Origin of the sequence: Nocardia sp. CA-120079 (assembly GCF_050955745.1) — a bacterium.
GTDB lineage: Bacteria > Actinomycetota > Actinomycetes > Mycobacteriales > Mycobacteriaceae > Nocardia.
In genome coordinates this window covers 9,325,338-9,338,433 of sequence record NZ_CP192088.1, presented here as the reverse complement: position 1 = coordinate 9,338,433, position 13,096 = coordinate 9,325,338, and the positions used below count along the sequence as shown (strand labels likewise).

General features: G+C 65.6%; 16 protein-coding genes and 2 pseudogenes. 8 read left to right on the top strand and 10 right to left on the bottom strand.

What is annotated here, in order from left to right; translation table 11 throughout:
* Positions 1-139 precede the first annotated feature (139 nt).
* Positions 140-1,738, top strand: coding sequence for an alpha/beta hydrolase (locus ACQPYR_RS42110; RefSeq protein ID WP_433625576.1), 1,599 nt, complete (start codon positions 140-142; stop codon positions 1,736-1,738).
* 73 nt (positions 1,739-1,811) lie between these two features.
* On the opposite strand, the gene ACQPYR_RS42105 is transcribed toward ACQPYR_RS42110, so the two are convergent.
* The gene (locus ACQPYR_RS42105) at positions 1,812-2,852 is read right to left on the bottom strand and encodes an aldo/keto reductase (RefSeq protein WP_433625573.1); all 1,041 of its coding nucleotides are present in this window, start codon (positions 2,850-2,852) and stop codon (positions 1,812-1,814) included.
* Positions 2,853-2,979: 127 nt separating this feature from the next.
* Between ACQPYR_RS42105 and ACQPYR_RS42100 the strand changes: the two genes are divergently transcribed.
* Positions 2,980-3,567: a TetR/AcrR family transcriptional regulator gene (locus ACQPYR_RS42100; protein ID WP_433625571.1), complete on the top strand. Its 588-nt coding sequence runs from the start codon at positions 2,980-2,982 to the stop codon at positions 3,565-3,567.
* An 81-nt stretch (positions 3,568-3,648) separates the two neighbouring features.
* On the opposite strand, the gene ACQPYR_RS42095 is transcribed toward ACQPYR_RS42100, so the two are convergent.
* The gene (locus ACQPYR_RS42095; protein WP_433625568.1) at positions 3,649-4,443 is read right to left on the bottom strand and encodes an ArsR/SmtB family transcription factor; all 795 of its coding nucleotides are present in this window, start codon (positions 4,441-4,443) and stop codon (positions 3,649-3,651) included.
* Positions 4,444-4,603: 160 nt separating this feature from the next.
* Here ACQPYR_RS42095 and ACQPYR_RS42090 point away from each other — a divergent pair, with 160 nt between their 5' ends.
* From ACQPYR_RS42090 to ACQPYR_RS42080, 3 genes are read left to right on the top strand one after another with little or no spacing between them, the layout of a single operon-like run.
* Entirely contained in the window at positions 4,604-5,530 is a 927-nt protein-coding gene (locus tag ACQPYR_RS42090; RefSeq protein ID WP_433625566.1) for an ABC transporter ATP-binding protein, read from the top strand.
* Positions 5,527-6,378 (top strand): ABC transporter permease, encoded by an 852-nt coding sequence (locus tag ACQPYR_RS42085; RefSeq protein ID WP_433625564.1) that lies wholly within the window; start codon positions 5,527-5,529, stop codon positions 6,376-6,378. Before ACQPYR_RS42090 ends, ACQPYR_RS42085 begins: the two co-directional genes overlap by 4 nt.
* The gene (locus tag ACQPYR_RS42080; RefSeq protein ID WP_433625561.1) at positions 6,368-6,622 is read left to right on the top strand and encodes a helix-turn-helix transcriptional regulator; all 255 of its coding nucleotides are present in this window, start codon (positions 6,368-6,370) and stop codon (positions 6,620-6,622) included. The genes ACQPYR_RS42085 and ACQPYR_RS42080 overlap by 11 nt, the downstream gene beginning before the upstream one ends.
* A gap of 3 nt (positions 6,623-6,625) precedes the next feature.
* Here the strand turns inward: ACQPYR_RS42080 and ACQPYR_RS42075 are convergent, their stop codons facing one another.
* Complete coding sequence (locus ACQPYR_RS42075) at positions 6,626-7,504, bottom strand: NAD(P)-dependent oxidoreductase (RefSeq protein WP_433625559.1); 879 nt, start codon at positions 7,502-7,504, stop codon at positions 6,626-6,628.
* Positions 7,505-7,682: 178 nt separating this feature from the next.
* On the opposite strand from ACQPYR_RS42075, the gene ACQPYR_RS42070 reads away from it, so the two are divergent.
* Positions 7,683-8,033: a winged helix-turn-helix transcriptional regulator gene (locus ACQPYR_RS42070; RefSeq protein ID WP_364395220.1), complete on the top strand. Its 351-nt coding sequence runs from the start codon at positions 7,683-7,685 to the stop codon at positions 8,031-8,033.
* 4 nt (positions 8,034-8,037) lie between these two features.
* On the opposite strand, the gene ACQPYR_RS42065 is transcribed toward ACQPYR_RS42070, so the two are convergent.
* From ACQPYR_RS42065 to ACQPYR_RS42045, 5 genes and pseudogenes are all read right to left on the bottom strand, one after another.
* Positions 8,038-9,153, bottom strand: a complete 1,116-nt coding sequence (locus ACQPYR_RS42065) for a glycerate kinase (RefSeq protein ID WP_433625556.1) — start codon at positions 9,151-9,153, stop codon at positions 8,038-8,040.
* A gap of 101 nt (positions 9,154-9,254) precedes the next feature.
* On the bottom strand, positions 9,255-9,521 hold the full coding sequence (locus tag ACQPYR_RS42060) for a hypothetical protein (protein ID WP_433625553.1): 267 nt from the start codon (positions 9,519-9,521) through the stop codon (positions 9,255-9,257).
* A gap of 15 nt (positions 9,522-9,536) precedes the next feature.
* Positions 9,537-10,152: pseudogene (locus ACQPYR_RS42055) on the bottom strand (aquaporin).
* Positions 10,149-10,328: pseudogene (locus ACQPYR_RS42050) on the bottom strand (ArsR/SmtB family transcription factor); the annotation flags it as partial. The pseudogenes ACQPYR_RS42055 and ACQPYR_RS42050, both read right to left, overlap by 4 nt.
* Positions 10,329-10,339: 11 nt before the next feature.
* Positions 10,340-10,870 carry an ArsI/CadI family heavy metal resistance metalloenzyme gene (locus ACQPYR_RS42045; protein ID WP_433625551.1) on the bottom strand — a complete coding sequence of 177 codons (531 nt, stop codon included), beginning with the start codon at positions 10,868-10,870 and terminating at the stop codon, positions 10,340-10,342.
* 98 nt (positions 10,871-10,968) lie between these two features.
* Here ACQPYR_RS42045 and ACQPYR_RS42040 point away from each other — a divergent pair, with 98 nt between their 5' ends.
* The gene (locus ACQPYR_RS42040; protein WP_433625549.1) at positions 10,969-11,328 is read left to right on the top strand and encodes an Rv2640c family ArsR-like transcriptional regulator; all 360 of its coding nucleotides are present in this window, start codon (positions 10,969-10,971) and stop codon (positions 11,326-11,328) included.
* 153 nt (positions 11,329-11,481) lie between these two features.
* Positions 11,482-11,928, top strand: coding sequence for a nitroreductase family deazaflavin-dependent oxidoreductase (locus ACQPYR_RS42035; RefSeq protein ID WP_433625546.1), 447 nt, complete (start codon positions 11,482-11,484; stop codon positions 11,926-11,928).
* Between the two features lie 53 nt (positions 11,929-11,981).
* Here the strand turns inward: ACQPYR_RS42035 and aroQ are convergent, their stop codons facing one another.
* The gene (gene aroQ, locus ACQPYR_RS42030; RefSeq protein ID WP_357481954.1) at positions 11,982-12,419 is read right to left on the bottom strand and encodes a type II 3-dehydroquinate dehydratase; all 438 of its coding nucleotides are present in this window, start codon (positions 12,417-12,419) and stop codon (positions 11,982-11,984) included.
* A gap of 24 nt (positions 12,420-12,443) precedes the next feature.
* The gene (locus ACQPYR_RS42025; RefSeq protein WP_433625543.1) at positions 12,444-13,025 is read right to left on the bottom strand and encodes a hypothetical protein; all 582 of its coding nucleotides are present in this window, start codon (positions 13,023-13,025) and stop codon (positions 12,444-12,446) included.
* Between the last annotated feature and the right edge of the window lie 71 nt (positions 13,026-13,096).

Sequence of the window (13,096 nt, the reverse complement as noted above, 5' to 3'; positions counted from 1 at the left end):
ACTCCGGTGGGTGTGGATGGCTGTGCACCGCAATACCAATCGCATTCGATCGTCGGCTCGACTTGTCTACCGGTGCCAGGCTGACCAGAATGCTGATGGTCGCGCCGAATCGGCGATGGGCCCGGCGGAGGTACGAAACATGATGAGGACGCCAGGTTTTCCACGAGCACTGGTCGCTGTCGCCGCCGCGAGCCTGATCAGCGGATCGATCGTGACGGGTTGGGCCGAGGCCGCACCCGCGGCGTTCTTCGGCGCCTGCCCGGACTCGTCGGTCACCGAGGGGCGCGGCGTGCAGTGCGCGGTGATCTCCGTCCCGATGAATTACGCCGACCCCGGCGGCGCGCGTATCGAACTCACCGTCAGCCGGATCGCCGCCACCGGCGAGCGTCGCGGCGTCATTGCCGCGAATCCGGGCGGACCGGGCGCGGATGGCCTCGACTACTGGGCGCGTCGGATCAATTCGATGCCTGCTGAACTCAACGAGCATTACGACCGGATCGCGGTGCAGCCGCGCGGGCTGCGCTGGGCAACCCCGCTGCGCTGCGATTCCCAGACCGTCAGTTCGGCATCGAAACCGGCTGAGGGCGAACAAGTTTCGCTGGGCGGCGGTAACCGCGACGATATCAAGAAGGCCTGTGACGCGGCGCTGCCCGGATACCTCGACACAATCACCACCGAGAGCACCGCCCGCGATCTGGACGAGGTGCGCGCAGCGCTCGGGGTGGATCGGATCAGTTACCTCGGTACGTCATATGGCACCTATCTCGGCGCGGTGTACGCGTCGTTGTTCCCGAGCCGGGTGGATCGAATGGTGTTGGACTCCAACGTCAATCCCGATTGGGTGTGGACCGAGGAATTCGCGCAACAGCAGGTCGCCGGTAAACAGCGGCTCGACGATCTGTTCGCCTGGATCGCCGACCACAGCGGCGACTACGGGCTCGGTGATACCGCGCTGCAGGTCTACCAGAACTGGGTGCGGCTGGTCGCCGACCAGGGCGGCGGCTGGTACGCCAACCTGACCCCGCCACCCGCGGGCGTCGCCGACCTGCCCGGCGCGCTGCCTGAACCGCTCGCCGAAATCGCCCGCGACGGTTTCAACGACAGTGTGGAACAAGCGGGCAAGGTGCAGAATCTGGTGCGCCTGATGGTCACCGGCGGCGCGTCCGCGCAGGTGCCGCTGGTCGGTGCGACCGCGGTCGCCACCTATACCCGCACCTTCTGGCCGACCTTCGCCAGGGCGATGGCCGATGCCAATATCGATCCGAAGAACGTCCGCCAGCTACTCGCCATCGAGGGCGCGACCAGCACCGATCCCACCGGACGCTTCGTCTTCTCGGCCATCACCTGCAACGAGAACAATGTGCCCGGCCGCTCCGAGCTGATCGGTTCGGCCATCGCCACCATCGCCACCGGCGGTAATGCCATGGACGCCCGCGCCGACCTGGTCCGCTCCGGAACCGCCTGCGGCAGTTGGAAACCGGTGACCAAGCCGGTGCCGATCACCGGAAGGGATCTGCACACCCGACCGCTGCTGCTACAGAGCCGCTGGGATGCGCTGACCGCCTACGCGGGCGGCCCGGCTATGGCACAGGCGCTCGGCGGATCGCTGATCACGGTCGAGGGCGGCGACCACGGCGCATTCGGCCGCGGCAACACCGCCGTCGACGACGCCGTGATGACGTATCTGCGCACCGGTCAGGTAACCATCGACCACGCCGACCAGGCGCCGTTGCAGTAGGCGGGAGCGGGCCGAGAGCAATGTCGGGCCTTCAGTCGATCGGCATCGCGGCAGGATTCCGAAACTGGGCAGGCTACCTGCCACCTACCGGCGATGAGCGGCGTCGTAGTGCCGCGTGGAGCAGGGCGGGTGGTGTGTCGTGCTTCTCGTCCGGGGCGAGGTCGACGCCGGGCGCGACGATCGCGTCGATCGCATCGAGCACGTCGTCGGAGAGCACGGTGTCCGCGGCGGCGAGCTGCGTGTGCAAGTGGTTCATCGTGCGTGGCCCGATGATGGCGCTGGTGACGCCCGGGTGTGCCGTCACGAAACCGAGGGCGAGCTGGATCATTGTCAAACCGGCCTGGTCGGCGACCTTCGCCAGCTGCTCGACGGCATCCATTTTGGCCCGGTTGACCGGGATGGTGGTGTCGAAGCGTTGCGGCATGAATTTCGAGCGGCTGGTGGTGATGTCTCGACCCGCGCGGATCGCACCCGAGAGCCAGCCCGAAGCCAGCGGGCTCCACACCAGCACGCCGAGTCCGTACTGTTCGGTCACCGGCAGCACGTGGGATTCGATGCCGCGCTGCAGGATCGAGTAGCCGGGCTGTTCGGTGACGTAAGGGCGCAGGTGGTTTTCGCGAGCGGCCCACTGGGCCTGCACGATTCGATACGCGGGAAATGTCGACGAACCGAAGTAGCGAATCTTTCCGGCGCGCTGCAGGTCGGTCAGGGCCGACAGCGTCTCCTCGTCGCTGGTGTTCGGGTCCCACCGATGAATCTGGTACAGATCGACGTGGTCGACGCCCAGCCGACGCAGGCTGTTGTCCAACTCGGTGACCAGCCAGCGACGCGAGCCGCCCTGATGGTTGCGCTCCGCCCCCATCGGCATGCTCGCCTTCGTGGCCAGCACGATGTCGTCGCGGCGGTCGGCGATGGCCTTGCCGACCATCTGCTCCGACTCGCCGTCGCTGTACATGTCGGCCGTGTCGATGAGGTTGATCCCGGCCGCCAAGGCGGCGTCGACCATAGCGGTGGCCTCGTCCTGGGTGGTGCGCCCGATCCGGCCGAAGTTCATCGCGCCGAGCGCGAGGGTGCTGACCTGCACACCGGTGCGGCCCATAGTGCGGTACTGCATGAGGTGTTCCTCCATGAGAGGCGTGAATTGGTTTCGGCTCGGCTGTTCTGTCATCCTGAACAAGCGGAACCTTGTTCCGAAACCAACATACGGAACATTGTTCCGTTTGACAAGTGAGGTGTCGGAGGTGGTTGATATCGACAGCGGATCGGGGCCGTCAGCCCCGCGAAAACGGGCCGACGCACTGCGTAACAAGAAGACACTGCTGGACGCGGCCGCCGCGGCTTTCGTCGAGTCCGGCGTCGACGTGCCCGTACGCGATATCGCCGCGCAGGCGGGCGTCGGCATCGGCACGATCTACCGCCACTTCCCGACGCGAGCCGATCTCATCGTCGCCGTCTATCGACATCAGGTCGAGGCATGCGCCGAGGCCGGCCCGACGCTGCTGGCCAACAGCGACACCCCGCATGCCGCTCTGGGCCGGTGGATCGACCTCTTCGTCGACTTCCTGGTCACCAAGCACGGCCTCGCCGAGGCGCTACAGTCCGACGATCCCGCCTTCGAGACCCTGCACGCCTACTTCCTCGACCGCTTGGTCCCGGTATGCGCCCATCTCCTCGACGCCGCCACAGCGGCAGGTGAGATCCGCCCCGACATGGACCCCTACGAACTCCTGCGCGGCGTCGGTAACCTCTGCATCGGCGCAGGCAAAACCCCCCGCTACGACGCCCGCCGCATGGTCGACCTCCTCGTCGCAGGCCTGCGTCAGCAGTAGGGACCTCATTCAGGCGCGCCTCAGGCGACGATCCGTCTGGGTCCCCGGCGGTATTCGAGCAGTTCAGCGATCCGGCTGGAACTACGCCACCGGTTCCGGCAGCGACTCGCCCGTCTCCAGCAAGGTCTTCAGACTCGACACGATGCTCGGCCAACCACCGCTGATTCCGGCCAGGACCGCGCTGTCGGGCTCGAAACCATCGTGGATGACAGTCAGTTTCACGGTTTCGCCCTGTGGTTCGATTTCGAACGTCACCTTCGAGCGGGGCTCGCGTGCCCAGGCCGCCACGTCTTCCGGGTTCATTTCGAAGGTGGTGGCGAAGGCGGCGTCGAAGGTGTGCCAGGTGTAGGAGAGCCGGGTGTAGGGAGCCGACTCCAGGACAACCTGTTCCGGATCCTTGCTGGTCCAATCCCGTTGGTGCCACACCATTTCCGAGCCGGGCTGCCAATCGGTGTCGAAGCTCGCACCCCAGTAGCGGTTGGTGAAGGCCGGGTCGGTAAGGGCTTGCCAGAGTCGCTCCGGCGTCGTCTTGATGTAGGTGGTATAGACGAATGCGTTGTCACTCATGGGGTTTGCCTCCAATGCTTGTTTCAGGTCGGCCAGCGCGCGGACGCGGGCGCGGTGGTAGCGGGTGATCCAGCGGTCGGCGATGGCGTTGATGGGTTCGGCATTGAGGTAGTGCAGTTTTTCGCGGCCGCTGCGACGAGTGGTGATCAAGTTGGCGGACTCGAGGACCGCGAGATGCTTGCTCACCGATTGGCGGGCCATATCCAGTTCGGCGCACAGTTCGCGCAGGGTTTGGCCATTGCGCGCGTTGAGGCTGTCGAGCAGCCTTCTGCGGCTCGGATCGGCGAGCGCTCGGAATACCTCGTCCATGCCACCTTCTTCGCGATATGCAGCCATTCGACTGCATATCCCCAAGATAGGCAGCCATTTAGCTGCATGTCAACCGCGACGTAGGCAAGAAATAGCATTGTCGTGGTGAAATGTAGTAGATACGCTACGAACCATCCCGATCTCACAACGGGAGGATGAGATGACCATGGGTGACGGCGTCGCGCTCGACGTCGAAAAATTGCGGATGCGGTATGGCACGACCGACGTCCTGCACGACGTGACTTTCCAAGCCCGACCGGGCGAAGTGCTGGTGCTCCTCGGCCCGAACGGTGCGGGCAAGACCACGACCATCGAAATTCTGGAGGGCTTCCGCATGCGCTCGGCGGGTCGCGTCGAGGTGCTCGGCACGGATCCGGCGCACGGGAGCGAAGCCTGGCGGGCGCGACTGGGCGTTGTCCTGCAATCGTGGCGTGATCACGCCAAATGGCGTGTGCGCGAGCTACTTTCGCATCTGGGCTCCTATTACGCGCCGTACGGCACGGATAGGATCCACAGGCCTTGGGACACAGACGAACTCATTGCCGCCGTCGGATTGACCGAGCAGGCCAACAGCAAGATCGGATCGCTGTCCGGCGGGCAGCGCCGTCGCATGGATGTCGCTATCGGCATCGTCGGCCGCCCCGAACTGCTGTTTCTCGACGAACCGACCGCGGGCTTCGACCCGCAGGCCCGCCGCGAATTCCATGATCTGGTCCATCAACTCGCCGACGACCGGACCACCATCCTGCTCACCACTCACGATCTCGACGAGGCCGAGAAGCTCGCCGACCGCATCATGATCCTGGCCGGTGGCCGGATCATCGCCGACGGCTCGGCCGACGAACTATCGCGTCGTATCGCGGGCGAGGCCGAAATCCGTTGGACCCACGATGGACAACGGTTCGTGCACACCACCGCGGAGTCGACCGAATTCGTCTACGAGCTGTTCAAGCAGCACGGCGACGAGATCGGCGAGCTCGAGGTGCGCCGCGCCTCGCTGGAGGACACGTATATGGCGCTGGTGCGGCAGTACGAATCCGGCCGGCTCGAAACTGACGTTCATTCCCTGGAGGAGGTCGCGCGATGAATCCGATCGATGCCGCCGTGCGGGCCGGAACCCGGCGCGGACTGATCGAAATACGGCAATCGCTCACCAATGTGCAGGACCTGTGGGGCATGCTCTTCTGGCCGGTCGCCATGGTCATCGTGCTGTTCTTCATGCGCAACGCGACCTTCGAGGCGAGCGGCTTCGCACTCGGTTCACTTGCACTGCCGAGCATCCTCGGCATGCTCGTCGCCTTCAACGGCATGTTCGGCATTGCCCAGATGCTGACCCTGGAACGCGAAGACGGAACGCTGTTGCGCGCCAAGGCAACTCCGAACGGCATGATCGGCTACCTGATCGGCAAGATCGTCACGACCGCGGGCTGGGTGGTCATCCCGTTTCTGATCGTGCTGATTCCGGGGCTGTTCCTGGTCGACGGCACGGCAATGGGCAGCATCGGTTCCTGGCTGGGCCTGATCGGCGTGGTCGCAATCGGCATGCTCGCGACCATGCCGATCGGTGCGGTGCTCGGATCGCTGTTCAGCAACCCGCGCAATATCGGCTTCGTCTCGCTGCCGATCATGGGCATCGTCGCGATCTCCGGCGTCTTCTACCCGATCACGTCGATGCCCGGCTGGCTGCAGGGCGTCGCGCAGGTGTTCCCCGTCTACTGGGTCGGGCTCGGCATGCGTTCGGCGATGCTGCCGGGCGATGCGGTCGCCATCGAGCTCGGCCATTCCTGGCGGCATCTGGAAACCATTGCCGTGCTGGGTGTCTGGGCGGTGGCCGGGCTGCTCCTCGCGCCGATCGTGCTGCGTAGGATGGCACGTCGCGAGTCCGGGTCGAACGTGGCGGCGCGCCGCGAGAAGGCGATTCAGCGTGCCTACTGAGGCCATCTACAACCGCATCGCCATGTTGCGGGCCGAGCGCGGCATCTCCCGGCGGGAGCTTGCCGAAGCGCTCGGCGTGCACTATCAGACGATCGGTTACCTCGAACGCGGCGAATACAGTCCGAGCCTGCACCTGGCATTGCGTATCGCGGCCTATTTCGAGGTCGCGGTGGAGGTGATCTTCTCGACCACCCCGTTCCCGCGCCTCGGCTCCGTCGATTCGGCGCGTGCCGCCGGGAACTGAGACCTACCGCCGCCCCGCGAACAGTTGGTACACCGGAACCGGCTGCCCCGCCTCCGCACTGGCCGCGATCGCGCGCCGCCACAGGCCCTGCGCCGCATGTGACAGCGTCGCGTCGACGCCGACCTCCTCGCTGGCATCGATGATGTGCTGCGCCCCGGCATCCATCATCTTCAGACTCGCCAAGGTGCCCCAGCCACCCGCCTTCGCGGCGGTCGCGAAATCCTCGATGAAATACGGGTACGCGCCGGTCGCGCGCAGCGCGAAGGGCACGAACTGGTCGATGCTGTGACCGGACTTCTCGATCACCGCGAGTGCCTGATCGAACGCGAGCATCCAGGGATGGAAAATTATCAAACCGGCCTGGTAGAAGACCTGCGCGAGACCGTCGTCCGCGCCGAGGTATTCCTGCGGGCTCAGCGGACGCAGCAGTTCGGCGTGCGCGTCGAAGACCTCTTTCGGGCCGCTGTAGAAGATGAACGATGACGGATGAGTGATGTTGTCGCCCGCCGACATGACACCGCCGGAAATGAATTCCGCTCCATGCGAACGCACCCACTCGGCACCCTCGCGCGCCTTCTCCGGTGAATCCGAGGAAAGGTTGGCGATCACCTTGCCCGGCAAATGGTCGGTGGCCTGGCCCAATACGTCGTACATGGCGGCGTAGTGGGTGAGGCTGAGCACGGTCACCGCATTGGCGTCCAACGCTTCGGCGACCGTGGCGGCCCGCTTCGCACCGAGTTCGACCGTGGCGTCGACCTTTTCGGTGCTGCGATTCCAGACCGTCACCTCGATCCCGGCGTCCAGGAAGGCCCGGACCATGGCCTGGCCCATGGGACCGAGGCCGACTACGGAGACGGAGCCAGCGGTGGTCTGCTCGGACATATTGTGTCCCTTCGGTTCTCGTTCGATTGGTGTCGACTGACCTTTTCGAGCGACCTGCAAGCAGTCGCTACGGCCGAGTTCCATGGTCGTTGTCGCAGGTAGCGTCGGGAAGACCGAACGTCCGGGTGTGGTTGCTTACCTCGAGGTTCGAATTCAGGTCAGAAGGAGTGCGGTGGGCATGAACAGTGACGCGGATCACGATGTGTGCGGCATGTCGGTGGCGATCGATGTCGTCGGCGGCAAATGGAAGCTGCACCTGATGTGGGTGCTCGCCGCGGGTCCACAGCGCTTCGGTCGGATACGCAAGCTGCTCACCGGCGTCAGCGAGAAGGTGCTCGCGGAGAATCTGCGTCACCTGGAGGCCAGCGGTGTGGTGCATCGCGAGGTCTTCCCCGAAGTCCCGCCGCGCGTCGAATACTCGCTCACGCCGCTGGGCGAAGAACTCGAAGTCGCCCTGCGCCCGCTCGAAGCCTGGGGTGATAAGCACCGCGACGAACTGCTCGGCAATCTGCTCGCCGCGGCGGGCTAGGCATTCACAGATTGTCGACGCCTATTCGCTCGCCCACGCGAGCGAGGAGCCGTGCCGCATCGGCGATCGAACGGGCGGGGTCCGGTTCCAGATCCGTCAGGGCGTAGCAGGCGGTGAAGCCTGCCGCCCGGATCTCATTGCGCGTCAATTGCGTTCGGCCGACGGCGGCAACCACCGGGACGCCCGCCTTGCGTGCCGCCTCGCAGACACCGATGGGGGCCTTGCCGTGCAGGCTCTGGGTATCGAGGGCCCCCTCGCCCGTGACGACCAGGGTGGCTCCATCGAGAAGTGTTGGGAAATCGAGGAGTTCGAGTACGACCTCGATGCCGCTGCGGACCTGCGCGCCGAGCACCGCGAGTGCGCCGAATCCGGTGCCGCCCGCCGCACCCGCGCCTGCAACCTCCGCGAATTCCGGTGCGACCACCGTGGCCCAATTCGTCAGTGCCGCTTCGAGAATCGACAGATCCGACGGTGTCGCACCCTTTTGTGGCGCATAGACGGCGACCGCACCGGTTGGGCCGAGTAGTGGGTTGTCCACATCACAGGCCAGGGTGAAGCTCGCCGTCGCGATCCGTGGATGCAATCCGGTGCGATCCAATCGCACGGCATGCGCCAAAGCCGCCCCGCCTGTGGGTAATTCAGCGCCATCGGCATCCAGGATCTGAGCACCGAGGGCCTGCAGCATGCCCGCCCCGCCATCGGTAGAGGCGCTGCCGCCCAAGCCGAGGACGATATCGGTTACCCCTCGATCCAGCGCATGAGCGATGACGACACCGAGTCCGTAGGTGTCGGCTCCGAGCGGATCGGGGTGTCCCCCTGGCAGTTTCGTCAGTCCGACGGCTGCGGCCAATTCGATCACGGCCGTGGTTCCGTGTACCGCATAGGCGGCGGTGCCGGGTGCGCCGGTTGGTCCGGGCGCATCGACCTCGATCCGCTCCCAGCCCGCGGCCACGAATGCGTCGACGGTCCCGTCACCGCCGTCCGCGACCGGCACCTGCTGGAACTCGGCCTCCGGCACGGCGCGGGTGATGCCCGCGGCCAGGGCGGCCGCGACCTCGGGGGCGGTCAGCGAGCCCTTGAATTTGTCCGGGGCGAGCACCACCCGGGGCGTGGATGTCATCTCCACATTCTGTGCGGTGGTTCCGAAGGGCGCACGTGGTGCGCTTCGGGACGCCTCGATTCGCGCCCCCAGGGGAGTCCCCGCCGCAACCGGCAGCGTGTCTATGACCGGGCGGGGATGCCGAGTTCGTCGAGTAGGCCGCGGACGCGGGTTTCGATGTCGTCGCGGATGGGGCGCACGGCGTCGATGCCTTGGCCTGCGGGGTCGTCGAGTTCCCAGTCCAGGTACTGCTTGCCGGGGAAGTAGGGGCACGCGTCGCCGCGGACTTCGACCAGGTCACCGGCGAGGTGCGTGAGGAGTGCCGCGGCCATCTGGGAGCGTCCGGCGTTGTGGACGCAGACGAACAGCACACTGGGTTTGGGTGTCATCGGCGGAGTGTGCTTTCAGGCAGGACCGGTCACGGGGTGCGGTGCGACGATGTGCTCGGCTGGCGCCGGGTCGGGATAGAGCAGCCCGATGAGGGCCGATCCGATACCGGCGCCGACGATTTGGGCGGCGATGAACGCGGGCACCGAGGTGGGGGCGATATCGGCGAAGGTATCGGAGAAGATGCGGCCGACCGTGACAGCTGGGTTGGCGAATGAAGTGGAACTGGTGAACCAATAGGCCGCACCGATGTAGGCGGCCACTGCGGCGGCCGACATCGCGGCGCGGCCGGTGCGGGCGAGGGCGAAGATTACCGCGATCAGCCCGGCCGTGGCCACCACCTCTGCGACCAAGTGCCCGGTGGTGACGCGGTGGTGGGTGGCGACCACGGCGGCGTCCGGCCAACCAATCCGCCACCGAGACAACGGGATTGAAGTGCGCGCCGGATACCGGGCCGAGCATCAGGATCAGAACACCGAGCGCGAAAACGGTCGCGGTCGAGTTCTCCAGCAACTGCAAGCCGCTGTCTCGCGGTGAGAGCTGCTGGGCGGCGATGCCGGAACCGACGACCGCGCAGACCAGCAGCGCGGTCCCGACGAACTCGGCCAGCAGCCGCCGCGACAGCGCACTCATCGAGCGATCGCCTCGGGCAGCGCAATGTCGAGGAACTGCGAAAGTTGGTGCAGGGCGGCGGGTTCAACGCGGTAGTACACCCACGACCGGCGCCGTTCGCTCGACAACAGCCCCGCCGCTCGCAGCACCTTCAGGTGGTGGGAGATGGTGGGCTGGGAGACGTCGAATCCCGCGGATGAACGACGGGTCAGCCGCAACAGGATGCGCCGGAGGCGACGGCCTCCTTCTTGGCGTCACTGGCGCAGCACGCCCCCTCGGCGGCGGCTTCCTCGGCAGTGCCGCAGCACACCGAGATCGCCTGTTCGTCGCTGGCCGTCTCGCCGGTCGCCAGTTGCGGTGCGACGCCGAAGATTTCACTGTCGGCCAGCACGGTGTAGACCTCCCAGCGCTCGGCATCCGGTGCGGTCACCCACACCTTGTCCTGTGTGGCGAAGCAACACGTGGTCGCGATCTGCTCCTCGGTGAACATGCCCGCCTGCGACAGGCGAGCGATCTCACCATGCACCTTGTCGCTGGATTCCACCTCGACACCGAGGTGATCGAGGCTGCCGCCATGGCCGGGATTCTCGATCAGCACCAACTTCAGCGGCGGCTCCGCGACGGCGAAATTGGCGTAACCCGGCTTGCGCTTGGCGGGCTCGGTCCGGAACAAGGTCGAGTAGAACGTCACCGCCTGGTCGAGGTCGTCGACATTGAGGGCGAGTTGGATACGGGACATGGCCATACCTCCAGTTGTGAGACATATATCGAAAAGCTGACAAGGTCGAGTCTGCCACCTTTTCGACATATGTCAACAAGGTGGGTAGAGTTGATCGCATGCCCAAGGCACTGCCCGTGATCGACATGTCCGCCCCGGTCTGCTGCGCCCCCGTCGCCGCCGCACCGATCGACGACACCGCCGCGTTGGAAATCGCGCTGCGGCTCAAAGCCATCGCCGAACCCGTCCGCGTCAAACTGCTGTCCCTGCTGCTCACCAGCCCCGCCGGTGCGGAGAACACCGGCGACCTCGCCAAGGCGATCGGACTGGCCGAATCCACCACCAGCCACCATCTCGGCCAGCTGAGAAAAGCGGGCCTGGTCGAGACCGAACGCCGTGGCATGAACACCTACCACCGCGCGCTGCGCGACGCCCTCGCGGCGCTATGTCTGGTCCTGGACCCCAACTGCTGCCGCTGAACCCGGCTTTCGTGTTCCCCGATCGCGAGGTCAGGTTCGGTGAGCGGGTGCTGGGTGATCGCCCAAAGAAAAGAGAGCAGTGCTCTTGACTTGGCGTGAATCGGTGTGGAACACTGATCTCAACAGAGAGCAGTGCTCACAAAGGAGTAGAAAATGAACGCCGGCACCCGCTACCTCGCCCCGAGCGGCATGGACCCGATCATGAACAAGATTGCCAACTGGCTGCCTCGCCTCGGCATCAGCGTTATGGGGTCGCGGCTGTTGGCTGTGCGTGGCCGCAAGAGTGGCGAATGGCGCACCACCATGGTCAATCTGATGACCGATACCGATGGCACGCGGTACCTGGTCGCGCCGCGCGGTCACACCCAGTGGGTGCGGAACCTGCGCGTCGCGGGCGATGGTGAACTGCGGCTGGGTCGCAAGGTCGAAGTGTTCACCGCGACCGAAGTGGCCGACGAGGACAAAGTGCCGCTGCTGCGCCTCTACCTGCAGAAGTGGGGCTGGGAGGTCGGCAAATTCTTCGAGGGTGTCACCAAGGACGCCACCGATGCGGAGCTGGCCGAGATCGCCCCAGGCTTCCCGGTCTTCCGACTCGCCTAGTGCGGCGAGCCGATCCGGTCAGCTGACCCTTTCGAGTGACCTGCAAGCAGTCGCTAGCGGTGGATCAGGAATTCGATGGCCGCGGCATAACCCTGAATCCCCATCCCGGCCACCACCGCGGTGGCGATGGGGGAGATGTAGGAGTGATGCCGGAACTCCTCGCGCGCATGCACATTGCTGATGTGCACCTCGACGATCGGGAGTTCCGGTATCACCAGCGCATCACGCAGCGCGACCGAAGTATGCGTGAGCCCACCGGGATTGATGACAATCCCGGACTCGACGCCGCGCGCCCGGTGGATCCGATCGATCAGCGCTCCTTCGGAATTCGACTGGAACGCATCGATCTCGCGGCCGTACCGGGCGGCGGTCTGTCGGCACAAATGGACGACATCATCGAGCGTGGCCGACCCGTAGACCTCCGGCTGGCGGGTGCCGAGCATATTGAGGTTCGGGCCGTTGAGAACCAGAATCGGGCCAGGTGTCGACATGGTTTAAACACTAGCCCGCCCTGTTCAGAGTCCCTGCGGACCTTCCGACCGCAGGTCGTCCACTTTCCGCATGGCGGTGCGCAACTCCTCGAGCCAGGCCTCGGCATGCTTGCCCGCCAATTTCACCGTCCACGCCAGCGCGTCCGCGCGCGAGCGCGCCACACCGGAATCGACGAGCGTGTCGAGCACCTTGCGCTCCGGCTGCCGCAGTCGCGTCATCACCGGAACCGCCAAGTGCGTGAACATGATTCGTTCGCCGTCCACCGAGACGCCCCACGCGACGCTGCGTCCGTAGCGGCGCTGGGCCTCGTTCGCGATCTGCATGCGGGCCGGGCGGGTGGTCTCGCGGAAGCGGGCGACGGCGCCCTCCTTCGTCGCGGCCGGGACCTCCTCGGCGGGAGTGTCTGCCTTTTCCGATACCGGGGCCGGGAGCTCACCGATAACCACGATCTCGTCTCGATCGATTTCGATGACGGGCGGCCCGGCGAACCAGTCGCTCGGCAACCTTCCGGCGAACCAGTCCGGGGCGTCCGCGGGATCCGGTAGATCGGCCTGCTGCCAGCCGCCCGGTCGTCCGAAGCCCCGTCCCCGATGCTCGTGCCTCATTGGGATTCACCTACTTACTTTGGTGCCTGTATTTCATTGATTACAAGATTACGTCGCAATGCGCGCGCGTG